Source organism: Staphylococcus sp. 191 (assembly GCF_011174885.1).
GTDB lineage: Bacteria > Bacillota > Bacilli > Staphylococcales > Staphylococcaceae > Staphylococcus > Staphylococcus coagulans.
This window is the reverse complement of the sequence record NZ_PNRJ01000002.1, coordinates 212,674-239,354: the sequence shown is the minus strand read 5'-3', so window position 1 is coordinate 239,354 and position 26,681 is coordinate 212,674. Positions and strand designations below refer to the sequence as shown.

Below are 26,681 nucleotides of genomic sequence, written 5' to 3'. Positions count from 1 at the left end.
TAATATCATAGTTAATTATTTTATTCTTAAATATAGAGAAAGAAGGCATTTAACTATGAAATATCAGCGTTCAGTGGCATTATTTACGACGGCCTCATTATTGTTAGCAAGTTGTGGAACTTCTTCCCATTCTAACGAAAAAATATTGGATATTGAGCTCCCTTTGAAAACAACTTCAATTGCCCCTTTTGAAACAGACGTTCCTGTTCGAGTCGGTGCGGCAGAAACGCTATTTAAAGTTTCAAAAAATGGTGAGATTCAACCTTGGTTAGCACAATCGTATCATTACAATTCGTCCGACCAGTTAGAAATAAAACTTAAAGATCATATCCATTTCCAAAATGGGGTACCACTGACGGGAGAAAAAGTTAAAAAAAGTTTAGAAACGGCATTGAAGAAGAGTCCTTTTGTCAAATCTACACTACCCATCAAAAGTATTAAGGCTCAAGGCCAAAAAGTAACAATTACAACAAAATCATCTTATCCTGAACTCGCCTCTGAATTAGCAAATCCTTATGTGGCGATTTTTGACGTGGATGCTAAAACAGATTTAAATGCACATCCTATAGGAACGGGACCTTATCAAATCAAAAGTTATCAACGTTCTCAGAAAATCAGTCTAGACCGAAATTCCAAATATTGGCATGGACAACCCAAACTTGATGGCGTGAATGTCACTTATCAAGAAGATGGAAATGCGCGTGTCAGTCATCTAGAATCTGGACAAGCCGATTTAATCACAGATGTCCCTGTTAATCGTATTCAGCAATTAGCCAAGTCAGATCGAACAAAAATAGCGCGTGTATCGGGTTATCGAACACAGATGGTCGTTTATAATCAAGTAAGTAAAAAGATGACACACCCTGTCCGCCAAGCGTTAGATGCGGTCATTGATAGAAAAGGTATTGCAGAGGAAATTTCGAAAGGCTTTGCCCAGCCGGCTACGGGTCCTTTTAATGACCATCTTGATTTTATTAAGCATCAAGCAGTGAAAAAACAAAATATACAAGATGCAAGGGCGATAATGGAAAAAGAAGGTTATAGTGATACCCACCCTTTAAAAATTCAATTGATTACATATGAAGGTCGTCCAGAATTACCTAAAATGGCACAGGTCATTCAGTCGGACGCCAAAAAAGCCCATATCGATATAGATATCCGAACAGTTGATGATATTGAAGGTTATTTAGCAGATCGTTCCCAATGGGATGCAACAATGTATAGCTTTGGAACGATTCCGCGTGGGGATACGGGTTACTTCTTCAATCAAGCCTACCATCAAGATGGTTCGGTCAATAAAGGTGCCTATAAAAATTCAAAAGTGACGGCAATGATTGAACAATTAAATCATACGGTCAATCAAGCTCAACGTGAAAAACTATCTAATGACATTATTGAAACAGCGGCACGTGATATACCAGCAAGTTATATTACTTACAATGATACAGTTGATGGTCTAAACAGAAATGTGAGTCACTTTAAAGCAACACCAGAAGGTATATATTTAGTAGATGAAAAGGTTGATATGACAAATGCTCATTAAAAGATTTGTTCGCCTGATCATTAAAATGATCAGTGTACTGTGGATTTTATCAACGATTACTTTTATTTTAATGAAGTTGACGCCAGGCGATCCAGTAGTTCACATGCTTCATGTTGGAGAAGCAAATGTGTCACAGTCGACTATCAATGCCACGCGCCAAGCGTATGGTTTAAATGATCAATGGCTTATACAATATGGGCGATGGTTAGGACACGTGCTTCATTTTGATTTTGGTGAGAGCTATCAAACACATGAACCCGTGCTCAAAGCGCTTATTTTTCATGCGCAACCTACAATAATGATAGCTATATTGACGATAATGGTCGTTATGATGACAGCATTACCTCTAGGGACATGGGCAGGGTGTCACCCAAATAGTAAAATGGACCGATTGATTCGTATCACGACATCGATGACGGTCAGTCTTCCGTCATTCTTTTTAGGTATTGTTCTCATTCATATCTTTGCAGTCCGTTTAAACATTTTACCTGCATCTGGGTATACTTCGCCCATTCACTTGGTGTTACCGGTGATGGCAATGAGTATTGGAATGAGCGCCTATTATATTCGATTGATGAGATCTACAGTGATGAACTTGTATCAAAGTCGAGAAGTTGCGGCTTCACGTTTACGCGGTGTGTCTGAACGGTACATATTTTTTACAGATATATTGAAACCTGCACTCGTTCCTGTCGTGACCATATTAGGCTTATCTATAGGAAGTTTAGTAGGTGGGACGGTAGTGATAGAACGTGTATTTAGTATTCCGGGATTAGGGCAATTTTTAGTAGATAGTGTGCGTGCGAGAGACTATCCCGTCATTCAAGGTATTGTGTTAATGATGGGTGTGATTGTGGTCTTGGCGAATATGTTAAGCGACATGCTGATTTTGTTTTTAGATCCAAAGCAACGTTTACAACATCAAAAGACAGAACCTATACAAATAGAAACAGCTGAATATGAGGTGTCTTCACAATGATGAATCAACGACGTCATTTACCTTTCATTGTGTGGGTATGTATCGGTTATTTATGTTTACTCATTGTTGCACAAGGGATTGTTTCGAAACAGGCTGCCTTTGATGTGAAACTAGATGAAAGTCTTTTACCTATCAGTGCAGCACACTGGTTAGGCACAGATGATTATGGCCGGGATTTGTTAGCACGTCTTTTGATAGGGGCGCGGTACACGTTGTTAATTAGCTTGTTAACACTGTTATTAACGATACTGGTGGGTGTGCCAATAGGGATGCTCGCGGGCTATTTTAAAGGAAAATTAGATAAAATGATCATGCGTATCATTGATATTGGTTTAAGTATTCCTGAATTTGTATTAGTGATTGCAATGGCCAGTCTGTTAAAGCCAAGCATTTGGAATATTGTATTCGCCATGATTCTGTTAAGATGGATGACTTATGCGCGCTTATCACGGACCATTGTTAAAAGTGTAAGCGACAAGGATTATATTAGGATGGCAAAATTTTATAAAGTGCCTACGCCCATCATTATATGGCGACATTGTTTGCCACACGTGTTGCCTTCGATTTTAGTAGTGGCTACTGTTGATTTTGGTAAAATTATTTTATATATCTCGGCACTTTCATTTCTTGGATTAGGAGCGCAACCACCTTTACCTGAATGGGGCGCCATGCTGAATGCAGGTCGTGATTTTATGACTTCAGCTCCCCTATTATTGTTTGCACCCGCGGTGATGATTACGGTTACGATTTTAATTTTCCAGTTGACAGGTGATGCCTTACGTGACTATTTTACAAGAAAGGAGCGTCACTTTAGTGGATAAATTACTTGAAATTCGTGATTGGACGATTCATGATGCAGAAAAAACGATTGTTCAAAATATCGACTTCACGCTTTATACTTCACAAGTGAATCTATTAATTGGCGAGAGCGGTGCTGGCAAGAGCATGCTTATTAAAAGTTTGCTCGGTGTCTTGCCAGAGCGATGTCGTGTTTCCTATCAAGCGTTTTTATATCGAAACGTATCTGAACGCACACTCAAACCCTACTTAGGGCGACATATTGGCTATATTTCACAAGACTATACGCATAGTTTTAATGACCACATGCCCATCAAGAAGCAACTCATTGGCATTTATCGTCAACACTATCAAGTTTCACATGAAACGGCTGAAGCCCATGTTCAAGCAGCTTTAGGGTGGGTCGGATTAGAAGCAATAGATTTATCAAAACGATACCGATTTATGTTATCAGGGGGACAACTGGAGCGTGTCTTAATTGCGAGTGTTATGATGCTAGAGCCTTCACTTATAATAGCAGATGAACCGACAGCGGCATTAGATGTCGTTACAGGACATCAAATTATGACCTTACTTTGTGATTTAGCGCAATCACATCAAGTCACTTTATTGATTGTGACGCACAACTTAGCACACGTTGCACGTTTTAGTGATTATATTTACGTCATGAAACAGGGGCAACTCATCGACAAGGGGACATGGTCACATTTTAATTCGGCGACTGTACACCCTTATAGTGCGAAACTTTTAAGCTATCGTCATCCGTTACAGAAGGGGCGAGTTGAATGATTAAATTAGAGCATATCAACGTTAAATATCAAACACAGCAAGCGCTCAAAGATGTTACATTAAAAATTGAAGCGCATGAAAAAGTAGGGATTTTAGGTGAAAGTGGTTCGGGAAAGTCGACTTTAGCGAGTGTTATGTTAGGAGAAGTCGCACCACAAAGCGGTCAAGTCGTTTCAACTTTTCAATATATATTACCTATATATCAACACGCCGTACATGCATTTAATCCTAAATTGTCGATTGAAGCTTCTATGAATGAAGCGTTTCATTACAATCAAAAGAAACGCGAGTTTTATTGTCATTATCGTGATGAACACATGCATCAAATGCAATTATCTGAAACATTATTAAAGCGCTATCCGAGTGCGCTAAGTGGAGGACAACTCCAACGTTTTAATGTGATACGTACGTTAATGCTTCAGCCCGATTTATTGATCTGTGATGAAGTCACTGCCCATTTGGATGTCATTGCTGAAGATAAAATGGCACAACAATTAAATGAACATGCGAAGCGGACACAAAAAGCAATGGTGATTATTTCACACGACATTGCTTTTCTACAAAAAATTGTTTCACGTATTATCGTATTAAAAGCGGGAGAAATTGTAGACGCATTTCCAATAGAAAATTTTCATATCATAAAAAACCCTTGTTCACATCGTTTGTTTCGTGAACAAGGGTTATCGTTTACTGTTTGTGTGTCTGTTGAATGGTTTCGTAAATCATATTACCAATATATTGAGCAGCACGTCCATTTTCGATCGCACAGAAGCGGTTATAAAAAGCATTGATTTGCTTATCATAAGTTTGTGCAACATGATCAATATTTTTAAGACCTTCGATTAATTCACCAGGTTCAGTATGGATAGGACCAGGTAAGTCTTTATGATAATCAATATAAAAACCACGAAGATTTTTATCATATTTTTCAATGTCATAAGCAAAGAAAAATTGTGGTCGTTTCAAGATACCATAGTCAAACATTACGGATGAATAATCAGTAATTAAACAATCACTAATCAAGTAAAGTCTTGAAATGTCGTTGTAGTTTGATACATCAATAGCAAAGTCTTCATAACCATTTAAATCCAGTGCATTAGCAATTAAATAATGCATACGTAATAAGATAACATAATCGTCGCCGAGTTCTTTTTGTAAACGTGGTAAATCAATTTTGAGTTCAAAAGTGTACTTACCTTTTTTAATATATTCATCATCACGCCATGTTGGAGCGTACATGATAATTTTTTTACCTTCTGGTATGTTTAATTCTTCTTTAATTTCTTTTTGTAGCTCTACATCGTCAGCGCGATTCACTAAAATATCATTACGTGGGTAGCCGATTTCTAATATTTTTTCAGGTGGCATCCAAAAAGCTGTACGGAATATTTCTGAAGAATAGCGGTTAGGTGAAACTAAATAATCCCAACGTGATGCTTCCTTATGGAAATTCCGTTTATATAGCGCTGTCGTTGTACCAGGCATTCGGACTACTTTCATATCGTTCGCAAGTCGTTTAAGCGGTGTACCGTGCCAAGTTTGGATATAGACTTGGTTCGGTTTTTTATTTAAAAAGAGTGGCACCCGCGCATTAGAAACCCAGAATTTAGCATCTGAATAAGCTTGATAGTACGCTTTTGAATTTTTCTTAACTTTTTGTGCATTACCAGGGACTTGATTGACTTCTGGTTCACTGAAGACCCACTTATAATTAAGTTCTGGGTAATGGTGTCTCATATATTCATAAATATATTTAGGACTATCACTGTAGTTTTTTCCACCAAATGATTCAAAAACAACTGTTTTCTCATCTACATTTTCAACTTTATCAGTCAAAAAGTATTCAGACTGTTCTTTGTTTTTTTGTCGTAGTACAATACGCTTCATATGACGGGTAATAAAGCGCAATCGATTGATTTTAGCAGCTGCTTGTGGCTTTTTAAACGCTAATGCCAACATTTCGAAAAAAAACAGTATCTTTTTCTCAGATAAAATAGCACCATTTAAATGACGTGCCACTTGCGCCAATGTATCTTGATGCGCATTGTAACGCTCAGATGTTTCTTGTAAATTAGGTGAGAACTCATTATGGAGTTTATTGAGCATCCGTTGCTTAATAAAAGCACGTGTATCTTTATTTTTTATACGACTTAATGCATCGACAAAGCTTTTTGCGTAATCCTCAAAGAGAAAGTCAAAATTTTGTTCAGATAAAGTATTCGTTTCAAATGGGTCATAGACTTCGCCTTTGAAATAGAATGGAAAGTTTGTAATCCTTACAAAGTGTTCGGCATACTGGATATATTCAAGAATAAAAGACCAGTCTGCATAGACTTGAAGAGCATCATTAAATTGGATGTTATGTCCTTTAACAATAGCTGTTTTAAAAATGATATTACAAACGGTATTTTTTCTTAAGAAAGAATTAGGATTTTGTTTTGTATCTAAGTACTTAATTTGAACACGATCTTGATTGACATATTGAGGCATATTTAATGCAAACTCATGTACTGGTGCAATCAAGCCATCAAAACTTTTCAAATGTTTTAAATAAAAATTGACTGCATATGTAGCAAGTTTATCGTCTGCATCTACAAACATAAAATAAGGTGTTTCAACTGCATTGATTCCTATATTACGCGCATATGCATGCCCATGATTGTTTTCTAATTTAATATATTTAACTTTTTTATCATAGTCTTTTAAAGCAACATTCAATAATGATTCACTATTATCTGTCGCACCATCATTAACGAAAATTAAATCAAAATTTTGATTGCGTTGACGTTTAAGATAACTGATGCAATCCGAGATATATTCTTCTGAGTTATAAAAAGGCACTATAATCGATAGCGCGTTCATAAGAATCATCCTTTCAGAATTCAATTTAACAGTTGGTATTATAACATTAAAATGTAATATAAAATAGCGAAAACAATAATAATTAAAAACAATTTTCAGAAAATACAGAACTTTAGATATTTGAAAGAAAATTTTGTGTTTTATGTTATAATGACAAATTCATACATGTTTAATATATTAAGAATAAGGGTTTATTGCATAATAACATCTTTTAAGTATTATATGAGGGTGATATATTTATGGGGAAATTAGTTTCAATTATTATATCTGTATATAACAAGGCAGAATTTATTGAGAAATGTTTAGACTCTCTTGTTCGTTTGAATTTTAAAAAAGATGAAATGGAAGTTATTGTTGTTGATGATTGTTCTACAGATGATTCAGTGGAATTGATTAAAAAGTATGTTGAGCGTTACCCCTTTATGCATTTAATTGAGTTAGACACGAATTCGGGAGGACCGTCAGAACCGAGAAATATAGGCATCAAAGTAGCAAACGGAAAATACATTGCTATTTTGGACGCGGATGATTGGTTAGATGACAAAGGGTTTCCTTCATTAGTAAAAAGTTTAGATGAAAATCATGATGATATTGGATTTGGACAAATATATAAGCACACAAATAACAAAGTTCAAAAAGTTGCTTTATTTGCTTCATATAAAGAAGATCAACACTTAGTACCTTATAATATAGACAAGATTTTTCGTTCAGTAGGACCTCCAGGTAAGGTTTTTAAGAAATCACTCGTTATAGACCATAATATTAAATTTAAACATAGAAAATATGGAGAAGATAAATTATTTTTCTCTGAATTAATCGGTAAGGCGCAAACCGCAACAATGACGCCTGTGGGGGTATACCATACAAATCGTTATCAAGAGAATGTATCATTAGTGAAACAAACATCTGTGTATGAGAAAGCTGTAATCAATTTGGAAATATTAAAAGAAGTCGTAAATTTAGATATACCTAAAGCGGCTTTAAAAGCAATATGTGCGCGTTTCATAGAATTGGATTTTATGCGGCGAATGTTTCATACAAAGACATTTGTAAAATCATTATCCCGAAAAGATTATTATCAAATATTTGATGAAGCGGTATCAATAATTGAACAAAAAGGGTTCAGTATTCCGCAATTGTTGACTATGGATGTGTATCGTATGCTTTACGATGCATATGTAACGTACGCTAAAGAGATTTTTGAGCAATTGTTAGAAACGCTCGTACACCAATCAAGTCAGTCGTTATTTATAGAAAATGGACAGGTCTACCAAGCGTTGTATGTTAATCAGCGTCATTTTAAAAATTTACCGATCGAATGTTATCCAGTCTATTTGGGAACTCGAAGAATTAACGGGAAAGATTACGAATTGATTCATTTGTTGCGTGGAGAAAAAGTTGAAATAAAAGACGTTTTAGCCGTAGAAATTAATAATGCAGCTAATGCACAATCATTAAATTTTCAATTAGATAATGATGTAATAGCAATAAAGACAAAAGATTTAGTAAGTATGGCTAGCTACAATATTAACTTAAAGATTAAATTTAATGGATATGAAGAGACACTTGTAAATGCCTCTTATCCAACACATCAAAAAGACATGGTCATGAAGCGTCAAAATTTTAAAGTAGAATTTCTGAATAAAAAAGCTGCTTCTAGCGATTCAAATAGCTATTTTAAAGAGAATCCTAAGCGCGTTGTGACAATTAAAAAAATTAAGCGACATGAAGATAAAGATTTTAAAAAACCAATTAGTGATGTCGAACCCGGAACAGCATTTTATATTAGCAAAATTGTAGCTTCATCAAATGATACACCTCGACTTCAAACTGTAGAAGGGGATTTGATTACGGCTAATCAAAAATTTGTAGAACAACTCAATAAAATTGATGAGCAGTATTATACTGAGGCCCCTAAAACTGTTGAAATTATTAAAACATGTTATTTATATGATTCAAGATCATTTAAAAAAGAGCCTATCGATAGTTTAAAGCCTGGCGATACTTTAACAATCGAACAAATCATTTATACTGCAAATCAAACACCGCGGTTAAAAACAACTACGGGTGCATATTTAACAGCGAATAAGCAATTTGTAAAAGCTATATCTTAAGCACAAAAACAGTTGAATTAAAAGAACAGCACCAGCAATGTATAGTTGGTGCTGTTCATTTTGATATGGACATCTTTCTCGTTAAGTGTTGCTCTGCTTCGATTTAATGAATTTCATCACGAAAGGATAACATAGTGAAAGGAGCGTCATAAGTGTTAATACAATTGCAATCGGAGAGCCAAAGAAAATATCGCTTAAATGATTTTGACTGGTGATTAAGCTTTTGCGGAAGTTTTGTTCCATATCTGAGCCAATGATTGCAGCTAAAATTAATGGAGAAATTGGGAAATCGAGCAATTTCAACAATAAACCGACGATACCAAAAATCAAAAGAATGTAAAAATCAATGATGCTGTAACTTAAAGTATAAGTGCCTAAAAAGGCTAGGACCAAGATGATAGGATACAAAGTTTTTGGTGGTGTCTTTAAAATTTTCAACAATAAACCGATAAGTGCGATATTCAAAATCACTAAAAAGATGTTACCGATAAACATACTATTAACTAATGTCCAAATCATTTCAGGCTGTTTTTCAAATAACAGAGGTCCAGGTTGCAAACCTAACATAACAACAGCACCCAGTATGACAGCTGTCGTACCTGAACCAGGCACACCCATAGTTAGTAATGGAATAAGTGAGCCAACAGAAGCAGCGTTGTTTGAAGCTTCAGGCGCAGCGACACCTTCGATGGCGCCTTTACCGAATTTTTTACTGTTTTTAGAAATTTGTTTTTCAGTGGCATAGCTTAATAGGGATGCGACAGACCCGCCTGCCCCGGGTAATACACCAATGAGAAATCCAATCGGACTTTGACGTAACATCGTCCAACGCGTGCGCTTCCAATCTTCTTTAGTCAATTTCATTGAACCGAGGTCAGCTTTAGGCGGTTCTAACGTATCTAAGTGCATGTAATTATAGAAAACTTCTGCAACTGCATAAACGCCGATTATGATAACAAGAAAATCAACGCCTTCACTTAAATGTGTGATATCAAATGTGAAGCGATACACACTTGTTTGTAAATCGACACCGATTGTACTCATCATTAAGCCGATAGACATTGCGATGAAGCCTTTTACCATTTTGCCAAGTGATAGCGTTACAATCATAGACAAGGTAAATAAAAAGAGCACAAAATACTCTCTTGGACCAAAATTGAGTGCAAAGTTAGATAAAGGCTTTGCGAGTAGTATAAAACCAATGACAGAAGTCAAACCACCGATTAAAGAAGCCACGGCTGAAATCGTTAAAGCTTTACCGGCTTGGTGATTTTGTGTCATAGGATAGCCATCGAATGTAGCAGCAATTGCTGAACCGTCGCCTGGTGTGTTGAGTAATATAGAACTTCTCGAACCACCGTACATCGCGCCATAATAGATTGAAATCATTAAAATGAGCGCGCTCACAGGATTCATCCCAAACGTGACTGGAATAAGAACGGCAACTGCAGTGGCTGGACCAAGCCCGGGTAACATACCGACAACAGTTCCTAAGAATCCGCCAACAACAATCCATAATAAGTTCATAGGTTGGAAGGCTGTTGTTAATCCTTCCCAAAAACTATTTAAATCTATTCCCATTGTAAGCCCTCCTTTATGGTAAGCTGACGTCTAATAGGTGTGAAAAGGTATACCATGCCACCCCAGAAAAGACGATTGCGACAACTAAATTTTTTAACCAGTGCTTTAATCCGTTGATTAAAAACATAACTGCAGCTAAAAAGAGTATGGTTGAAATTAAAAAGCCTGCACGTTCGAAAATAAGTGTATAAATCAAAATAAATAAGCAAGTTAAACCGATTCTTTTTATGACTAAGGGTGTCCAAAGTTGTTTGAACGCTTCAAAAGAAACTGCTTTGTCACGATACATTTGAAAGAAATAGATGATACTTGAACTAATGAGTAAAATTGAAATCAAAACTGGAAAATATTTTGGGCTTTGTGAATCTCCAATTCTAGAAATAGGGAGATGAAGCGAAAGTATCAAATAGACAATGCCTATCATAAGACAGACGAGAGGCGGAATGAATTTTGCCATATTTTAAACCCCCTTTGTTTAAAATCCAGCATCTTGAATCAGTTGCTGATATTTTTTTTGTTGTGCATTTAAAAAGTCTTCTGTTTCATAACTGTCTTTATAAAATGCATCCCAATCTTTGTTTTGTCGTATTTTTTTCCACTGGTCAGATTGAACGACTTTTTTCATAGTTTCATTCCAATATGCACGCTCTGTTTTAGACATGTTTTTAGGTCCCATGACACCGCGCCAATGTGGAAAAACAATATTTAATCCTTGTTCTTTCCATGTTGGTACATCTTCTAATCCTTGTATTCGTTTATCTGATGTAGTAGCAAGAACTTTGAGTTTTCCTGCTTGGTGCTGCGTTTTTACTTCAGAGACTGCTGTGGAAGCGACATCAACATGCCCCCCTAAAAGCGCTGTTTCTAAATCACCACCACTTTTATAAACAAGGAAATCTAATTTTTTTACATCGACACCGTAAGCTTTTGCTGCCTGTACAAATGCGAGGTGATCGTTATTTCCTAAGCCAGGCGCTACTCCGATCGTTAACGATTTCGGATTCTTTTTTAATTTTTCCATGACTTCTTTTCCTGATTTGAGATGAGAATGATTAGAAGCGGATAGACTAATCCATTCTGTCGCCAAAATAGCAATAGGTGTAAAGTCGCGTTGACTTAAATTGCTTAACCCTAATTCATGGTTAGACAGTAATAAGCTGGAGTTGATAGCAATGGAAGAAGCAGGTCGCTCTGTTAGATATTGCCATCCTACTTCGCCACCCCCGCCTGGTTTGTTTATGACAGTGATATTTTGATCAGTTAAATTTTGATCTTGCATGATTTTCTGTATGGCACGAGCAGTTGCATCCCAACCGCCTCCTGGTGAAGCGGGCGCAATAATTTCAATTGTACGATTTGGAAATGTCTCGCTTTTCGACTGCTCATGATGATCATGGCTACATGCTGTGAGAATAAAGACGACAACAATTAAAAGTGTCACGAAATTACGCATAACATATACCCCCTTTGTTTGTGACAGCTTTAATTTTATCACAATATTCAGAAAAATATACATTAATTTTGGCTTTGTGTGACTGTCTGTAGACAAAAATGAGGGGATAGGGTATCAATCCCAAAATAAATAGCGCTAAGATGATTTTGAATAGAAAACCATCTTAGCGCTTCTTTTTTATAATAATACGTCGCTTACGAGGGGACAGAATCAGCTTAGAGTCTTCTGTCCCTAAACAAGCATGTTCATGAAGGAAAGGTTATCAAAGATGTTACATCCCGACGCCCTCTCGAATCTTCATCGCGTATCACAGATAATATGATTTCAATTGTTTTGAACCTAAACCCATTTTACAATTTCTGATTGGGTTTGACGTGTTTTTTCACGTTTTGGATCTTCTTCTCGATAACCAAATGCGACCATTACAGATGGCGCAAAGTTTTCACCATCAATAATGCCTTTTTCGCTTAATAATTCAGCTACCTCATCATATTGAAAACCTTCAATTGGACATGAATCAATACCTAAGAAAGCAGCAGACGTCATCATGTTACCTAGTGCAATATACGTTTGTTTACTGGCCCAATCCCACAATGCGCGATCATTTTCATAAAGGTTTAAGTTTTTATCTTGGAATGAAGTCGTTTTTTCACTCATTTGTTGTATCATCGTTTCATCCATGTGTTTGACATCACGTAATAAATCTTGAACGTACTTGTTTTCTGGACGGACATTTTTACGTGCTAAAATGACCACAAAATGACTCGCTGTATCTAATTGACCTTGTGCCCCCCAACTCATAGGTTTAAGTGCAGCACGAATGGCTGAGTCTTGAATAACGACAAATTGCCAAGGTTCAAAACCAAGCGAACTTGGGGATAATCGTCCTGTTTCAAGAATGGTATTAAAATCCGCTTCTGATATTTTTTTGCGTGCATCAAAACGTTTTGTCGCAAATCTGTAATTAAATGTATCTAGCAACAATTGACGTCGATCTTCCATAGTATTGCAACTCCTTTGTGCATATTTTCATATTATTTAGTATAGCGAAGCATATAAAGACAATAAAATATTTTGTTTTAACAGGGGGATGATCAGGGAATTTCATTAAATGAAGATAATTTAAGCCAGATGTTAGAAATAATATCTAGACATATTTTTAATTCGGAAAGACGACATGATTATTTGTCAACAGATTACCGGCTAACAGTGTACGTAATGATGAAAAAAGCGTAGTCACTAATTGAGAATTGTTATATGAAAAAGTGTTTATATAGAAAGGATTGAGGTTTTATGTTGGAACAATGGTATCGTGAATTGCCACTTCAAGATATTCAAAATATTACCGCTGTGAGTGGTGGCGATGTCAATCAAGCTTATCGTGTAGAAACAAGTAATGAAACGTATTTTTTGTTAGTGCAACAAAATAGAGCGGCCTCATTTTATGATGCAGAAGTGGCAGGTTTAAAAGCTTTTGAGGAAGCGGGTGTGACGGCGCCTGTCGTCATTGCTCAAGGTCGAATTGACCAAGATGCCTACTTGTTATTAAGTTATTTGGAAGAAGGGCAAAGTGGCAGTCAACACGCATTAGGACAACTTGTCGCCAAACTACACCATACCCACGAGCCACAAGGGAGATTTGGGTATCCTATGCCCTTTGAAGGCGGGGATGTTCAATTTAATAACGAATGGACAGAGACATGGTCAGAATTATTTATTAACCAACGAATGAATCCTTTAGCGAAAACGATTCGGAATCGTGGATTATGGACGGAAAGTGATGATGCTTTATTTGAAGAGGTCCGGAAGATTATGATTACGTCTTTAAAGCAACATAATAGTGAACCTTCACTCTTGCATGGCGACTTATGGGCTGGTAATTATATGTTTTTAACAGATGGTCGTCCGGCGTTATTCGATCCTGCACCATTATACGGCGATCGAGAGTTTGATTTAGGTGCTACAAAAGTTTTCGGAGACTTTGATGATGCTTTTTATCATGCCTATAATGAAGCTTATCCATTAAGTGAGGGTGCGCATTTACGTATTCAATTTTATGAACTTTACTTATTGATGGTGCATTTAGTCAAATTTGGCGTGATGTATGCGCAAAGTGTCAGACGTACAATGAATGATATTGTCGATTCAGCAACTTAGTGCAAGAACGTTTGACAATATAGGAGTGGGCTGCTATTATCAACCGTGCTTATTTGTGATAAAGAATGAGTAGCTATTGGTAGCTTATCCACGAAGTGATTTAAATAAAAATAAAGTAGATATTTAGGTTGCACATGTACTTCTATTAAGCCATAGTAACCTGAGTTATTTATAACGGAATACAGGCTGTGACATTGATCCAAAAAAGCGCTCAAATGATTTTTAATAGAAAATCGTCTGAGCGCATTCTTTTATGATAAAACTTTGTATTGTATGACTTCCCTCAAGGGCTCGCTATCAATACTTCGTTTATGCGTGCCGTTACTCACTGTTTTAGTTAAAAATAAATCACTTTCGCGTCATTTAATTAATAGTGACAAAAACTAAATGAACGAAACATTGATTTGATCACATCATAAACGTTTAGGAGGTGAACGCTATGCATATCGAAATGAACGATATTTAATTTAAAATACATTCACTTAGATGGGTTCTATAATTTTTGACATTTTGTTTTTATAAAATACTTTCATCGTTTCATAAAAATATCTTCTTCATCTATATGATAATGGCATAATTGTCCTTAAGCAAACGTACACATGAAGGTAAGAATATTAAATATTTTATGTCCCGAACTCTGTTCTCTTTTTTAAATTCGTTCAATTAACCAAGGCCGGAAATGACGAAAAAGATAATAAATGCAACGCATGCACCTATCCATGAACATTTTTGACTGATACCAAGAGAAGAATGAAGCATAATACCAAAGAACCAAGCTGAAATGATATTAGTGATATTGATTGCGCCTAACCAATTATTTTTAGGTGCGAAGATATTTAATGAATCAATTTTAACAATGCTTGGATCAATGTGGAAAAGCCACTGTAGTAATGCAACAATACAACCTACTGAAGTTGTAATAATGGCATAGCGTAAAGATGCTGCAAAAACAACTTTAGCAGAGACTTGTGATTTAAAGATTTTAGTTATTCCCCAAGTGATTAAGAACAATAAAGCTATAAAGAAACAATAAACAATGAAACTCCCAATCGTACCGGCAACTCTCACAATTGGTAATGTGGATTCAGCTTCAATTGGTGATAAGCCGCCTTCATTAACAAGTGTCTCAGTAAAATCAATGTTTAATATGGTTAATAAGCTGATTAAACAACTGACAATAATAAAAATCAAAATTTTAACTAGAACTTTAGGTCGATGCCTCTCCTTAACGAAAGATTCAATATGTAACAGTTTTGAGTAATTCATGAATTGCCTCCTTAAATTATATTTATATTAGATTGTATCATTAAAATTTATAATTTTATACTTTATATTGTAGCTTTCTCATATGTTATGGCATATTTTAGAATTTTCAACTTTTAATAGTATATTTTACCTTGCAATATGATAATATAATATTAACTTTTTAGAGGAGGATTTAAAGTTGGTCAAAACGAAGCTCCCTTTATTCCAACATTTTGAAAACTTACGGGATTATCCAACATGGAAAGTCAAATCGTTTTTACTTATTTTGATTACTGTTATTTATTCTTTAATATTAAAATATGACACGGATAATACCGAGTTGTTAGAAGGCTTTGGCTATTCTAAACAAGATATAGAAGAAATTCATCAAATCCATTGGCTAACCGATGTATCAAGCAGTCTGATGGGTGGCGTGATTAGCTTTCTATTTACATTTGTCGTTTTTATGATGATTTCGAAATTACTAAATTCAGATGTGACACCTAAGACGATTTTATCAGCTTCTCTAAGCCATTCGCTTATAGTGACAACTGTTTCATTGGTTGTTATAGTGATTCAACTTGCATTACATTTACCTGCACCAGCTTATATTATTACGAGTTTGAATATTTTTCTTCCAGGCAACACCTACCTCGCTGCTTTTGATTTACAGACGATATTTAAAGGATATGTGACATTTATCGTCTATTATGTGACGAGCCGCTTGTCATTTCGTGCTTCCTTAATTTTGGGTATTTTAACAATAGTGCTCATTGTCTTGCTAGCATTAGGCTCAGCTTTCTTAGAAGATACGATTTTGAGCTTGGCTGCTGAATTATAAAACAATTATTAAATATTTTGAATACATAAAATATGGAGTCCTTTTTAATGTTATAATACAGAAAACACAAATTATAACATTAAGGAGGATTTTTAATTTTGAAGAAGAGGACACTAATTGCATTGTCAATCATTGGTATTATCATTTTGACAGGAGTTGCTTTTCTCGTTAAAAACTTTAGCCATATCGGTGGAGACAATGATGGTGAAGGGTACAATACATATACAGTAAAAAGCGAAAAACCGATTCGTATTTCTGGTAAAGTCTCTCCAGAAACGATTAAAACATACTTAAATAATGCGCAACTCGGTACATTTCTAAGCATACAAGTTGAAGACGGTCAAAGTGTATCTCAAGGCACACCGTTGATTAACTATGATATTGATGGGGCGCAACGTCAAAAATTGAATGATCAACTTGTAAAAGCACAACAAAGTGGCGATCAACAAGCAATCAATACGGCTTGGAAGCAACTTAATCGATATGACGGTCAAGTGAATAATAGTATAAATGCAACATTTGATGGCACAATTTCATTAATCAATCGACAACAAGTGGGTGAAAGCGAGCCTATCCTTAAACTGATTTCGAAAGAGCCAATCATTCAAACGACAGTTTCTGAATTTGATTTGAATAAAATTAAAGTCGGCGATACGGTTAATATTGAAGTCACAAGTTCTGGTCAAAAAGGTAAAGGTAAAATTAAAAGCATCGCACAACTTCCAACAAGTTATGATCAAGATAAAGGACAACATAGCGAAACGACAGCTGGAAGTCTAGATGAAAATGCGCATGGAGATGCGCAAACGTTAACGACCAATAATCCAATAGATACACAGCCATCAGGTCAAAATGATAAAGAAACTTCAAAATATAAAATCATCATTGGGGACCTTGATTTTAAAGTTAAAGCAGGATTCTCCGTTGAGGCAAATATTCCTTTAGATACGCTTAAAATACCTAAATCTGTTTTAACTAAAGATAACCATGTTTATAAAGTGGATAAAAATAATATTGCCCATCGTACAAAAATTAAGTATGACGAAAAAAATGGTGATCTCATTGTGACGCAAGGTATTGAAAAGGGTGACCATTTAATACAAAATCCAGACTCAAAAATTAAAGATGGGGAGAAAGTAGAGGTGGCGAAATGATTGAGCTTAAAAAGATCAATCGTCACTTCAAAAATGGGAATACGCATAATCATATTTTAAAAGATATCGATTTAAAAATTCACGAAGGCGAGTTTGTCGCTATCATGGGGCCTTCTGGATCAGGTAAAAGTACTTTGATTAATATACTTGGTTTTATTGATCGCGGTTATGAAGGAGATTACTTATTTGATGGCGAAAATTATCAAAAACGCTCTGATAATGAGTTGGCTGCTATTCGAAATCGAACAGTTGGATTTGTCTTTCAAAATTTTAAGCTGATTCAAAACAATACGATATTAGAAAATGTTAGCATTCCGTTGCTTTATGCAGGTCTACGTGCTTCTGAACGCCACGACCGTGTGATTGAGATGTTGCATCGAGTTGGTTTATTCGAGAAAGAAAACTTGGTGCCCAATAAGCTTTCAGGCGGACAACAACAACGTGTAGCGATTGCGAGAGCCATTGTGAATCAACCGAAGTTTATTATTGCTGACGAGCCAACAGGAGCGCTTGATTCAAAAACTTCAAAAGACATTATGGCATTGTTTTTACAACTCAATAAAGAACAAGGGACCACAATGATTGTGGTGACACATGACCCTAAAGTAGCTGAACAAGCGGATCGTGTGATTCATATCCTCGATGGTCGTGTTCAAAAAGAAGAGGTGTTGAAACGATGACCTATTTCGGTAATATTATACACGTTGCATTGAAGTCAATTATGAAAAACAAGCGTCGTAATATTTTTACCATGATTGGAATTATAATAGGTATAGCTGCGGTTATTACCATTATGTCTTTAGGGAATGGTTTTAAAAAGACAGCGAATGAGCAGTTTAGTGATGCAGGGGCTGCAAAAGACACAGCGTTAGTGAGCTTTATGCCTGACGACTTCGAGCCTATTAAAGATTCTCCTTTTACTGAAACGGAAATTGATATTGCGCGCCAAGTGAAAGGTGTTCAAGATGCAAGTATTAAAGAAGATGAAAGCTCAGGTTTAATATCTGAAGCAAAAACGGTTAGTAAGAAAACAGATATTGCAGTCGTTAAAAGCGAATCGGTGTCAGATGTTTCTGACGGAAAAGGTTTTACAAAAGATGACAATGCTTTAAAACAACGTGTGGCTGTCATCTCATCAGAAGTGGCTGACACACTTTTTAAAGGTAATGTGAAAGGCAAAACGATTTATATAGATGATATGGGGTTTGAAGTCGTAGGTGTAAAGGATAAAGCACAGCTCTCAGATGCTGTTCAAATCCCTACAAAGACAGTAGAGACTTATTTACCTCATCTAAAATCTGCATTTCCACAGCTTGTGCTAAAAATTGGAGAAGATGCGAATAAAAAAGAAATTGCAACACGCGTGGCTGATCAACTGAACAAAAAGGGGGCAGCGATTGATCAAGGGCAATATGAATACTCAGATACCGAAGAATTAATGAAAGGGATTGGCAAGATATTTGATTCAATCACCTATTTTGTTGCTGCTGTCGCAGGGATTTCACTATTTATAGCGGGTATTGGCGTGATGAATGTGATGTACATCTCTGTCACAGAACGGACAGAAGAAATTGCAATTCGACGTGCATTTGGTGCAAAAGGTCGTGATATAGAATTACAATTTTTAATTGAGAGTGTTATTCTATGTTTGATCGGCGGTATCATTGGTTTAATCATTGGGATATTGATTGCACAGCTAGTCGATGTCGTTACACCGGAATATATACAAAGTGCAGTTAGCTTTGGTTCTATCGTACTTGCGGTAGGAGTATCAACGTTAATTGGTATTGTATTTGGATGGATTCCTGCAAGAGCCGCAGCTAAAAAAGAATTGATTGATATTATCAAATAAATTTCACGGTTTCATTAAAAAGATGACTAGGGTTATGCAGCGCTTAAAACGAGCGCATGTGTGGTCCTAGTCATTTTTTATGTTTTTGTACTTTTATAAGATGTTAGTTTCTTGTGTCCACATGATGATATAAAGCGCAGGTGATTCAAGCTTTTCTCGCGCAAAAAATGGTTGGTGCATCGTTACACCAACCGCAAAAATCCTATCAGTTCATTTTGATATTAGAATTTGAAGATGTTTCTTAATACTTTAAATAAAGAAAGTAATAATTCTAATGGTGTTCCACTCACTATGCATCGCCTCCTTATTATTTTACAACTTCTTCTGTTTTAACTAAATCATCTGCAATATTAAGCCAGAAATTTTGAAGTTGTTCTTGTGTATGATTCGTATCATTCGTATCTTGACCGACAAAGTCGACATGATCCCAACCTTCAAGGACCGGTGTCACTTGCCAAATTCCTTTTTGAATTTGGTCTGTAGCATTTGTCCATGCTTGGTTATAAGGATGTAAAGAAGAAACAACAGATACAAGACCATCATTGACACGCCAATTTTTTTCAGGAACTTTGCCGATAACGTTAGCTGTTAAAGCAAATGTTAAAAATAGATCGCGATTTGCTTTTTGTTTACCTGACAGCGTTGCGTGTGTCGCTTCTCCTGTATAAGTTTTATAAACGATATTTGGATTGAGTGAAGTATGTTTATTGATCTCACTTGCACCTTCACGCGTTAAGTCATAAAAACCATTATCTTTTGTTGTCCACAGTTTATTATTATTTTTGATGCGTTGCGTATAGGCTTGATCCGTTTCACCAGGTTTACGTTTAAGTCCCCATTGGTTGAGACCAAAGTCGACACGTGCATCATTTTTAGCTAATGCAGCTGCGAAATCAAATACAAATTGTCTTACGATAGGCTCATTACCGAGTAAGTCTGCTGCGTGTGTTCCGTTATGAGGCGTACCTAAAGTAGTAATTGAAGCGACCATGTTATCGTGTCCACCTTTAAATAAAGGCGAGATTGTACCACCATGTTCCTTTTGGTATTCAATTTCTTCTTGGCTTCCATTACGTAGTAGTTCTTCTAACACACGTATTGTTTGCCCCCCCATGCTATGACCTACAAGATGAATCTTTTTACCAGGTTCCCAATCTTTGTATATACCTTCATATGTATTACCATAACGTTCATGTCCATATTTCGCTGCATGAGCTGCACCGTAATCAACACGACCGCCTTTAATGTAGTAATACAATTCTACAGCACGGTCATAGTTACTCCCAAATGCGCTTACACTTGCTTCATAAGTGTTGTAGCCATTTTCTTCTAAATATTGACGAATATTGAGCTTTTCTCCACCCCAATAATGTGAGAGGACAGTAGGATTTTTATCATCAACAAAGCCATTAAAGCCATGAACTAAAACAATGGGGTCTCGGTTTTTATAATAATTTTGTTTCGCTTTTTGACTTGGTTGTTCATTTAATTTTTCAGCTTGGCGTTGGCGACTTTGCGTTTGTGTTGTCGCTTTCTCTTGTTCTCTTGTTGAAGCTAAATCCGTTTTGACAGGCTGTCCGACATGAGGTTTCGTCCATTCATTTGATTTAAGCGTTTGGGGCGCAGCAGTTTTCTCATCTTTTACTGCGTAAGTTGCTGATGATGTGGGTTGAACGGTATATGGGCTTTGTGTTTGTTTTGCATCTGATGGTGTCGTTGAAGGCGTATCTTCATTTGATGGTTTAGGCATAGGTGCTTTGACAGGAGAATTCAAAGGTTGTTGAGCCGCTTGAGGTGCTTTGACATGATTTTCAGTTTTTGAAGCATAAGTCAAAGGTACAGATGATGTCGTGTCATGGCTAGATGTTTGTTCTTTTTGATTGTTTTGAGCGCGTGTGTTTTCGTCGGTTTGAGTATGAGATACACCGTTATTTGGATATGTTTCTGTATCTTTTAAAGATTTTTGTGATTCCTCATCAGAAGGTTGTTGTTTTTCTAATTGGACATGTGTTTGATGAGAAGCGTCACTTGGCTTTTGACCCCCGTATGTAGATTCAGCTGAAACAGGCGTTTGTAATAGCCCGATGAAAAAGAAAGAAGCAATAACAGCTGATGATGCCCCGATTTTAAATTTACGAATGCTGTAGACATGTTTTTGTTTCATTTTTTCTCACCTCATTTGAATATTCTTTGTAAAAGTTAGCCAAAGTTAAATAAAAATATTAATCAGTATGCGAGGTAACCACTCAAGAATTTGTGCTAAATAAACCGACATATAGAAGCCTCCTTATAATTTTTCTTTTTTGAAAGGGTTTTCAAAAAGGATATATAAATAATACATTAAGTTCAAATAATTGTCAAAATTTTTTAAATTAAGTACCTTTAAATATTTGTTCTTTAAAAAATAGATGTTTTTTAAAGAATATATTTCTAAAGCATGTTTGTAGTTGTTGGCACAGTGGTATGTTAGAATAGAATGAACTGGAGGCTTGTATTATGAAACAATGTTATAAATTGTCTGCATACATTTTTGGCGGTATTGCGGTAGCAGTGTTGGCAGGTGTGGCATACTTGTCATACCAACAATATCAACAAGATGAAGAAATAATGGATGATAATTTCAAAGCTTAGTCGAAAAAATGAGGTGAATGCGGTGAGACCGTATTCACCTCGTGTCGTTTATGGGTAGTGAGAAAAATTATCAAGGAGGGATACGATGTCAAGAGGAAACTATTTTCATCACGTGGAGCATAGAAAAAAACAGACGCATTCCAAAATGACTTTGTGGTTGTCACTTATTATTACGCTCTTTTTTACAGTTGTTGAATTTGCTGGAGGGATAATTTCTAATTCGCTTGCGTTATTATCTGATTCGTTCCATATGTTAAGCGATGTCTTTGCACTTGCTTTATCGATGCTTGCTGTCTATTTTGCGAGCCGCAAACCTACTGCACGATATACATTTGGGTATTTGCGTTTCGAAATTCTTGCTGCTTTTTTAAATGGTTTGGCGTTGGCAGTGATTTCGATATGGATTTTTTATGAAGCGATCGTACGGATTATTTTTCCAAAGCCAGTAGAAAGTGGTTTAATGCTTGTCATTGCTACAATTGGTTTAATTATAAATATAGTACTAACCGTCATTTTAGTGCGGTCATTGAAGAGTGAAAATAATATTAATATCCAAAGTGCGCTGTGGCATTTTATGGGAGACTTGTTAAATTCAATCGGTGTCATTATTGCAGTAGTATTGATTTATTTTACAGGTATTCAGTTAATTGACCCAATTTTGAGTATGATTATTGCGCTGGTGATTTTGCGTGGCGGGTATAAAATCATGCGTAATGCCTGGTTGATTTTAATGGAATCTGTACCAGAACATTTAGATACAGATGAAATTATGGAAACGATGAAATCCGTTGACCAAGTGTTAGACGTCCATGAGTTCCATTTATGGTCAATCACGACAGAGCACTATTCACTTAGTGCCCATGTCGTTTTGGATAGTCGAAGTAGTGAGGATGCGTATCAAACGATCAATGAGCTTGAAACATTGTTGAAAGAAAAATATGGTTTGGCGCATACAACACTACAAATTGAACATTTAGTCATCAATCATTTAGATGAAGCTTACTTTGAAGAAGTGAAAAATGAATAGATATCAAGTTTAATTTAACGTAACTACAGAAATGTATTTGATTTTAAAAGCGTCAATACGAGCATACTGAGTTTTTAACTTAGTTGCAGTGATTGACGCTTTTTTATGAGGATTATCTAATTTGACTTGGACGTGGGGTTTGACCAGCTAGTAACAATGTCCATGTCACTAAAATAAATGGGAATGTTAATGCAGGGAGTCCTATAGGTTCGAAGAATGTTGCAATAGCTGCATACATCATCGGTGTCATCATAACTGCCAATACAAAGACAAGAATAGGATGAAAATAGTTTTCTGAACGGAATGTAACACCTATAGCAATGATGGTTAGCATTAAGTTGAAACCAAATAGACCCTCATTAAGGCTGCCGATATCTGCGCCCAAAAAGAATTCAAGAAGTAAGCCTAATAAATTGGCTACAAGGATATAGAGACCTGCACGTCGAGAAGCAATCCAACAAGCAATGACAATCAAAAGTCCACTTAACACATGTTCAATAAGGAAAATTTGACTCACATTGTTAAAAAAAGCAAGCACTGGATGGAAAGGTGTGTTTAAATCAATGTGAATGTGCGAGGTTAATGGTAAGACCGCTACATTCGTTTGGATAAACTTAAACTGTCGAGACATTAATAAAACAATCCATGTTAGAACGACAAATGGCGTTGTCAGCTCTGGCAAATGGAAAGGTTTTAAGAAGTTTTTAATTGCTTGAGCAATAGGCATCGCAAGTAAAATACAAATTAAAATGATCATCACGTTTTGCCAAGACCACACTAAAAAAAGCGTTAAATCAATAGCAATTAATACAGGATTAAAACCAGCAAGTCCCGCTTGAATTTCCGCTTCTGTATAATTAAAAAAACGGGCGGTTAATAAGCTGAGTAGGCTACCGACCATTGCAGCTAATCCGATTTTCCAATTGCCAATCCATAAAGCAATTAAAATAATGAGACCTGTCCAAGTATTTTCTAATAGCACGACTTGGGAGATGTTTTTGAAAAAAGTATGTATCCATGTTGGCATGTTTTTTCACGCCTTTCTTTCTTTTGATATTGTTTCTGAATATGCTTTGACTTTACCACTTTAACAGCGTATATAACCACTATATTACAATAACATTAAAACTAATGAAAGAAATATATTATAAAATAAAATACACTTAAAAGCTTTTATAAAATAACATTATTGTTTGAAAGTGGTTATGTAAGACACTATAATGAGAGGAGTAATCACTTATTTTCACATTGTTAAGGAGTGGACTGACATGTATTTTACACAACGAGAACAAGACAAGTTAATGATCGTCGTCGCAGCGGATTTAGCGCGTAGACGAAAAGAACGAGGGCTGAAATTAAATCATCCAGAAGCAGTTGCCTTAATTAGTTATGAAGTATTAGAAGGGGTAAGAGATGGGAAGTCCGTCGCCGAATTAATGAGTTATGGAAGGGAAATTTTATCAAAAGATGATGTCATGGAGGGCGTTGATGCCATGGTGACTGACATTGAAATAGAAGCCACATTTCCTGATGGCACAAAGTTGGTAACTATTCATCATCCCATTGTATAGGAGGAATAAGCATGAAACCTGGTGAAATCATTGTTAAAAAGTCGGAAATTACAATTAATAAGGGTAAAGAAAAAACAAAAATCAATGTTAAAAATACTGGTGATCGTCCTATTCAAGTCGGTTCACATTATCACTTTTATGAAGTGAACCCTGCACTCGCGTTTGATCGTGACGATGCTTACGGAAAACATTTAGATATTCCTGCAGGGGCTGCTGTGCGTTTTGAACCTGGAGATGAAAAGACAATTTACCTTGTACGTTACGCGGGGCGTCAACATATTTATGGTTTTCATGGTCTTGTAGATGGTCCAATTGATACATCAAAGGTAACGCCACCAAATGTCGAAGAGGGAAGTGAAGACAAATGAGTTTTAAAATGACAGATGCGCAATATACCAGTTTATATGGGCCTACAGTAGGAGATTCGATTCGTCTGGCAGATACAGATTTATTTGCGAAAGTAGAAAAAGATTATGCCAATTATGGCGATGAAGTCACTTTTGGTGGTGGCAAATCCATTCGTGATGGCATGGGTCAAAATCCAAACGCTACAAGAGCGCATCCACAAGTTGCTGATCTTGTCATTTCCAATGCGGTTGTCATTGATTACAACAAAGTGATTAAATGTGATATTGGTGTGAAAGATGGACGAATTATGAAGTTAGGTAAAGCGGGTAATCCAGACATTATGGATGACGTTGATATTATTATTGGCGCTTCGACAGATGTCATTGCAGCAGAAGGTCGAATTGTAACTACGGGCGGTATTGATACACATGTGCACTTCATTAACCCTGAACAAGCAGAGGTTGCATTAGAAAGTGGTATTACGACGCACATTGGTGGTGGTACAGGAACTTCAGAAGGTACCAATGCTACAACTGTTTCACCAGGCGCTTGGTATATCCATCGAATGCTTCAAGCTGCAGAAGATGTATTACAAGATATGGGCGTTTTCAGTATGGTGAGTTCTGACTCACAAGCAATGGGTCGTGTGGGCGAGGTGATCATCCGCACATGGCAAGTGGCGCACAGAATGAAGCAGGAAAGAGGCCCACTTGAAGGCGATGGAGCATACAATGATAACCGTCGAATTCAACGTTATATCGCTAAATACACGATAAATCCCGCAATAACACATGGCATTTCTGATTATGTGGGTTCAGTAGACGAAGGAAAGCTAGCTGATTTAGTGATATGGGATCCACGTTTCTTTGGTGTCAAACCAGAAATAGTCATTAAAGGTGGCATGATCAATGTCGCAGCAAATGGAGATGCGAATGGATCCATTCCAACAGCTGAACCGGTAAAATATCGTCATATGTATGGGCAATATGGCACTAATATACAAAATACAGCAATCACCTTTGTTTCTCAGGCAGCGTATGACGATGATATTCGCAGTCAGCTCGATTTAAAACGGCAGGTCAAACCTGTACATAACATACGAAATCTTTCTAAAAAAGATATGATTAATAATAACGCGATGCCACAAATTGATGTCGATCCACAAACGTACGAAGTCTTTGTAGATGGCAATAAAATTACAAGTGAAGCGGCAATAGAACTTCCATTAGCGCAGCGTTATTTCTTATTTTAAAGTGATTTAGAGTCATCAATGCATTTTGATGGATTTATTAAAAATTTTTATATCGGAGTAGGATGGCAACCGTCATCCTGCTTTTTTAGCGTTCATATATTTAATGTTGTGCTTTTGTGTAGAGATATTATCTGAACGATGATGTATAAAAACTTTGCCCTCATATGCAAAAATTTAAAACGTATAACATTTTTTACTTTTAATTCTCTACAAATGAGTTTAAATTTAAACAGAGTAGGGTATATTTTTTAATCCTTTTGTTAAGTGAAGGATATTAATTTGCAGTCAAAACGAACTGAGCTATGGAATACATACGCACAAGAGAAATGAAAACAACACAAAAAAATTGATATTTTTGTAAATTATCGTATGTTTTTTCATTTTTTTGTGATAATTTTCCGAATTGAAAACAGACCAAACTATTTGAATCTTTAAAATGCTTGTATGAACTTTTTATACATGGTAAATTATTTAGGCTATAAAT

The 26,681-nt window shown here is 36.1% G+C and carries 24 protein-coding genes; 16 read left to right on the top strand and 8 right to left on the bottom strand.

Annotated features, from left to right (window positions below; genetic code table 11):
* Nucleotides 1–55: 55 nt before the first annotated feature.
* Genes nikA through C1H58_RS03075 form a run of 5 tightly spaced genes read left to right on the top strand, consistent with a single transcriptional unit; the run spans nucleotide 56 to nucleotide 4,900 of the window.
* The gene (nikA, locus tag C1H58_RS03095; protein WP_165545283.1) at nucleotides 56–1,543 is read left to right on the top strand and encodes a nickel ABC transporter substrate-binding protein; all 1,488 of its coding nucleotides are present in this window, start codon (nucleotides 56–58) and stop codon (nucleotides 1,541–1,543) included.
* Nucleotides 1,533–2,522, top strand: coding sequence for a nickel ABC transporter permease (nikB, locus tag C1H58_RS03090; protein WP_050329903.1), 990 nt, complete (start codon nucleotides 1,533–1,535; stop codon nucleotides 2,520–2,522). Before nikA ends, nikB begins: the two co-directional genes overlap by 11 nt.
* Nucleotides 2,519–3,343, top strand: coding sequence for a nickel transporter permease (nikC, locus tag C1H58_RS03085; protein WP_050329905.1), 825 nt, complete (start codon nucleotides 2,519–2,521; stop codon nucleotides 3,341–3,343). The genes nikB and nikC overlap by 4 nt, the downstream gene beginning before the upstream one ends.
* Nucleotides 3,336–4,109, top strand: coding sequence for an ATP-binding cassette domain-containing protein (locus C1H58_RS03080; RefSeq protein ID WP_050345158.1), 774 nt, complete (start codon nucleotides 3,336–3,338; stop codon nucleotides 4,107–4,109). The genes nikC and C1H58_RS03080 overlap by 8 nt, the downstream gene beginning before the upstream one ends.
* Nucleotides 4,106–4,900, top strand: a complete 795-nt coding sequence (locus C1H58_RS03075) for an ATP-binding cassette domain-containing protein (RefSeq protein ID WP_242680137.1) — start codon at nucleotides 4,106–4,108, stop codon at nucleotides 4,898–4,900. The genes C1H58_RS03080 and C1H58_RS03075 overlap by 4 nt, the downstream gene beginning before the upstream one ends.
* Here the strand turns inward: C1H58_RS03075 and C1H58_RS03070 are convergent.
* Nucleotides 4,797–6,971: a bifunctional glycosyltransferase/CDP-glycerol:glycerophosphate glycerophosphotransferase gene (locus C1H58_RS03070; protein ID WP_165545282.1), complete on the bottom strand. Its 2,175-nt coding sequence runs from the start codon at nucleotides 6,969–6,971 to the stop codon at nucleotides 4,797–4,799. The two genes, C1H58_RS03075 and C1H58_RS03070, sit on opposite strands and share 104 nt — an antisense overlap.
* A gap of 239 nt (nucleotides 6,972–7,210) precedes the next feature.
* On the opposite strand from C1H58_RS03070, the gene C1H58_RS03065 reads away from it, so the two are divergent.
* Nucleotides 7,211–9,085 (top strand): DUF5776 domain-containing protein, encoded by a 1,875-nt coding sequence (locus tag C1H58_RS03065; RefSeq protein ID WP_165545281.1) that lies wholly within the window; start codon nucleotides 7,211–7,213, stop codon nucleotides 9,083–9,085.
* An 81-nt stretch (nucleotides 9,086–9,166) separates the two neighbouring features.
* Here the strand turns inward: C1H58_RS03065 and C1H58_RS03060 are convergent, their stop codons facing one another.
* The 4 genes from C1H58_RS03060 to C1H58_RS03045 form a co-directional block, all read right to left on the bottom strand.
* The gene (locus C1H58_RS03060) at nucleotides 9,167–10,666 is read right to left on the bottom strand and encodes a tripartite tricarboxylate transporter permease (protein WP_060829383.1); all 1,500 of its coding nucleotides are present in this window, start codon (nucleotides 10,664–10,666) and stop codon (nucleotides 9,167–9,169) included.
* A gap of 13 nt (nucleotides 10,667–10,679) precedes the next feature.
* The gene (locus C1H58_RS03055; protein ID WP_165545280.1) at nucleotides 10,680–11,123 is read right to left on the bottom strand and encodes a tripartite tricarboxylate transporter TctB family protein; all 444 of its coding nucleotides are present in this window, start codon (nucleotides 11,121–11,123) and stop codon (nucleotides 10,680–10,682) included.
* 18 nt (nucleotides 11,124–11,141) lie between these two features.
* Nucleotides 11,142–12,119, bottom strand: coding sequence for a tripartite tricarboxylate transporter substrate binding protein (locus tag C1H58_RS03050; protein ID WP_165545279.1), 978 nt, complete (start codon nucleotides 12,117–12,119; stop codon nucleotides 11,142–11,144).
* Nucleotides 12,120–12,458: 339 nt separating this feature from the next.
* Nucleotides 12,459–13,121: an NAD(P)H-dependent oxidoreductase gene (locus C1H58_RS03045; RefSeq protein ID WP_165545278.1), complete on the bottom strand. Its 663-nt coding sequence runs from the start codon at nucleotides 13,119–13,121 to the stop codon at nucleotides 12,459–12,461.
* Nucleotides 13,122–13,412: 291 nt separating this feature from the next.
* Here C1H58_RS03045 and C1H58_RS03040 point away from each other — a divergent pair, with 291 nt between their 5' ends.
* On the top strand, nucleotides 13,413–14,276 hold the full coding sequence (locus C1H58_RS03040) for a fructosamine kinase family protein (RefSeq protein ID WP_165545277.1): 864 nt from the start codon (nucleotides 13,413–13,415) through the stop codon (nucleotides 14,274–14,276).
* A 663-nt stretch (nucleotides 14,277–14,939) separates the two neighbouring features.
* Here the strand turns inward: C1H58_RS03040 and C1H58_RS03035 are convergent.
* Nucleotides 14,940–15,542, bottom strand: a complete 603-nt coding sequence (locus tag C1H58_RS03035; RefSeq protein ID WP_165545276.1) for a YIP1 family protein — start codon at nucleotides 15,540–15,542, stop codon at nucleotides 14,940–14,942.
* 178 nt (nucleotides 15,543–15,720) lie between these two features.
* Here C1H58_RS03035 and C1H58_RS03030 point away from each other — a divergent pair, with 178 nt between their 5' ends.
* The 4 genes from C1H58_RS03030 (at nucleotide 15,721) to C1H58_RS03015 (ending at nucleotide 19,368) form a co-directional block, all read left to right on the top strand.
* Nucleotides 15,721–16,362, top strand: coding sequence for a hypothetical protein (locus C1H58_RS03030; RefSeq protein WP_165545275.1), 642 nt, complete (start codon nucleotides 15,721–15,723; stop codon nucleotides 16,360–16,362).
* 95 nt (nucleotides 16,363–16,457) lie between these two features.
* Entirely contained in the window at nucleotides 16,458–17,516 is a 1,059-nt protein-coding gene (locus C1H58_RS03025) for an efflux RND transporter periplasmic adaptor subunit (RefSeq protein WP_425353681.1), read from the top strand.
* Nucleotides 17,513–18,196 (top strand): ABC transporter ATP-binding protein, encoded by a 684-nt coding sequence (locus tag C1H58_RS03020; RefSeq protein ID WP_050329922.1) that lies wholly within the window; start codon nucleotides 17,513–17,515, stop codon nucleotides 18,194–18,196. The genes C1H58_RS03025 and C1H58_RS03020 overlap by 4 nt, the downstream gene beginning before the upstream one ends.
* The gene (locus C1H58_RS03015) at nucleotides 18,193–19,368 is read left to right on the top strand and encodes an ABC transporter permease (RefSeq protein WP_165545273.1); all 1,176 of its coding nucleotides are present in this window, start codon (nucleotides 18,193–18,195) and stop codon (nucleotides 19,366–19,368) included. Before C1H58_RS03020 ends, C1H58_RS03015 begins: the two co-directional genes overlap by 4 nt.
* A gap of 307 nt (nucleotides 19,369–19,675) precedes the next feature.
* Here the strand turns inward: C1H58_RS03015 and lip are convergent, their stop codons facing one another.
* Complete coding sequence (gene lip / locus C1H58_RS03010; RefSeq protein WP_165545272.1) at nucleotides 19,676–21,532, bottom strand: YSIRK-targeted triacylglycerol lipase; 1,857 nt, start codon at nucleotides 21,530–21,532, stop codon at nucleotides 19,676–19,678.
* Between the two features lie 332 nt (nucleotides 21,533–21,864).
* Here lip and C1H58_RS12475 point away from each other — a divergent pair, with 332 nt between their 5' ends.
* Both C1H58_RS12475 and C1H58_RS03005 read left to right on the top strand, forming a co-directional pair.
* Entirely contained in the window at nucleotides 21,865–21,999 is a 135-nt protein-coding gene (locus C1H58_RS12475) for a hypothetical protein (protein ID WP_268768012.1), read from the top strand.
* A gap of 85 nt (nucleotides 22,000–22,084) precedes the next feature.
* Entirely contained in the window at nucleotides 22,085–23,026 is a 942-nt protein-coding gene (locus C1H58_RS03005; RefSeq protein ID WP_165545271.1) for a cation diffusion facilitator family transporter, read from the top strand.
* 112 nt (nucleotides 23,027–23,138) lie between these two features.
* On the opposite strand, the gene yut is transcribed toward C1H58_RS03005, so the two are convergent.
* Nucleotides 23,139–24,053: an urea transporter gene (yut, locus tag C1H58_RS03000; protein WP_165545270.1), complete on the bottom strand. Its 915-nt coding sequence runs from the start codon at nucleotides 24,051–24,053 to the stop codon at nucleotides 23,139–23,141.
* A gap of 241 nt (nucleotides 24,054–24,294) precedes the next feature.
* On the opposite strand from yut, the gene C1H58_RS02995 reads away from it, so the two are divergent.
* From C1H58_RS02995 to C1H58_RS02985, 3 genes are read left to right on the top strand one after another with little or no spacing between them, the layout of a single operon-like run.
* Nucleotides 24,295–24,597: an urease subunit gamma gene (locus tag C1H58_RS02995; RefSeq protein ID WP_165545269.1), complete on the top strand. Its 303-nt coding sequence runs from the start codon at nucleotides 24,295–24,297 to the stop codon at nucleotides 24,595–24,597.
* Nucleotides 24,598–24,608: 11 nt separating this feature from the next.
* A complete protein-coding gene (ureB, locus tag C1H58_RS02990) occupies nucleotides 24,609–24,965 on the top strand; it encodes an urease subunit beta (RefSeq protein WP_165545268.1) in 357 nt (118 codons plus the stop codon).
* The gene (locus C1H58_RS02985; RefSeq protein WP_165545267.1) at nucleotides 24,962–26,197 is read left to right on the top strand and encodes an urease subunit alpha; all 1,236 of its coding nucleotides are present in this window, start codon (nucleotides 24,962–24,964) and stop codon (nucleotides 26,195–26,197) included. Before ureB ends, C1H58_RS02985 begins: the two co-directional genes overlap by 4 nt.
* Nucleotides 26,198–26,681 lie beyond the last annotated feature (484 nt).

What these genes read in the sequence shown, in the direction of transcription:
- nikA (WP_165545283.1), top strand. Translation starts at nt 56, where the DNA reads ATGAAATATCAGCGTTCAGTGGCATTATTTACGACGGCCTCATTATTG.
- C1H58_RS03065 (WP_165545281.1), top strand. Translation starts at nt 7,211, where the DNA reads ATGGGGAAATTAGTTTCAATTATTATATCTGTATATAACAAGGCAGAA.
- C1H58_RS03035 (WP_165545276.1), bottom strand. Translation starts at nt 15,542, where the DNA reads ATGAATTACTCAAAACTGTTACATATTGAATCTTTCGTTAAGGAGAGG.
- C1H58_RS03020 (WP_050329922.1), top strand. Translation starts at nt 17,513, where the DNA reads ATGATTGAGCTTAAAAAGATCAATCGTCACTTCAAAAATGGGAATACG.
- C1H58_RS12475 (WP_268768012.1), top strand. Translation starts at nt 21,865, where the DNA reads ATGAAACAATGTTATAAATTGTCTGCATACATTTTTGGCGGTATTGCG.
- nikB (WP_050329903.1), top strand. Translation starts at nt 1,533, where the DNA reads ATGCTCATTAAAAGATTTGTTCGCCTGATCATTAAAATGATCAGTGTA.
- C1H58_RS02985 (WP_165545267.1), top strand. Translation starts at nt 24,962, where the DNA reads ATGAGTTTTAAAATGACAGATGCGCAATATACCAGTTTATATGGGCCT.
- C1H58_RS03015 (WP_165545273.1), top strand. Translation starts at nt 18,193, where the DNA reads ATGACCTATTTCGGTAATATTATACACGTTGCATTGAAGTCAATTATG.
- C1H58_RS03055 (WP_165545280.1), bottom strand. Translation starts at nt 11,123, where the DNA reads ATGGCAAAATTCATTCCGCCTCTCGTCTGTCTTATGATAGGCATTGTC.
- C1H58_RS03045 (WP_165545278.1), bottom strand. Translation starts at nt 13,121, where the DNA reads ATGGAAGATCGACGTCAATTGTTGCTAGATACATTTAATTACAGATTT.
- C1H58_RS03060 (WP_060829383.1), bottom strand. Translation starts at nt 10,666, where the DNA reads ATGGGAATAGATTTAAATAGTTTTTGGGAAGGATTAACAACAGCCTTC.
- C1H58_RS03040 (WP_165545277.1), top strand. Translation starts at nt 13,413, where the DNA reads ATGTTGGAACAATGGTATCGTGAATTGCCACTTCAAGATATTCAAAAT.
- C1H58_RS03005 (WP_165545271.1), top strand. Translation starts at nt 22,085, where the DNA reads ATGTCAAGAGGAAACTATTTTCATCACGTGGAGCATAGAAAAAAACAG.
- nikC (WP_050329905.1), top strand. Translation starts at nt 2,519, where the DNA reads ATGATGAATCAACGACGTCATTTACCTTTCATTGTGTGGGTATGTATC.
- C1H58_RS02995 (WP_165545269.1), top strand. Translation starts at nt 24,295, where the DNA reads ATGTATTTTACACAACGAGAACAAGACAAGTTAATGATCGTCGTCGCA.
- ureB (WP_165545268.1), top strand. Translation starts at nt 24,609, where the DNA reads ATGAAACCTGGTGAAATCATTGTTAAAAAGTCGGAAATTACAATTAAT.
- C1H58_RS03050 (WP_165545279.1), bottom strand. Translation starts at nt 12,119, where the DNA reads ATGCGTAATTTCGTGACACTTTTAATTGTTGTCGTCTTTATTCTCACA.
- lip (WP_165545272.1), bottom strand. Translation starts at nt 21,532, where the DNA reads ATGAAACAAAAACATGTCTACAGCATTCGTAAATTTAAAATCGGGGCA.
- yut (WP_165545270.1), bottom strand. Translation starts at nt 24,053, where the DNA reads ATGCCAACATGGATACATACTTTTTTCAAAAACATCTCCCAAGTCGTG.
- C1H58_RS03070 (WP_165545282.1), bottom strand. Translation starts at nt 6,971, where the DNA reads ATGAACGCGCTATCGATTATAGTGCCTTTTTATAACTCAGAAGAATAT.
- C1H58_RS03075 (WP_242680137.1), top strand. Translation starts at nt 4,106, where the DNA reads ATGATTAAATTAGAGCATATCAACGTTAAATATCAAACACAGCAAGCG.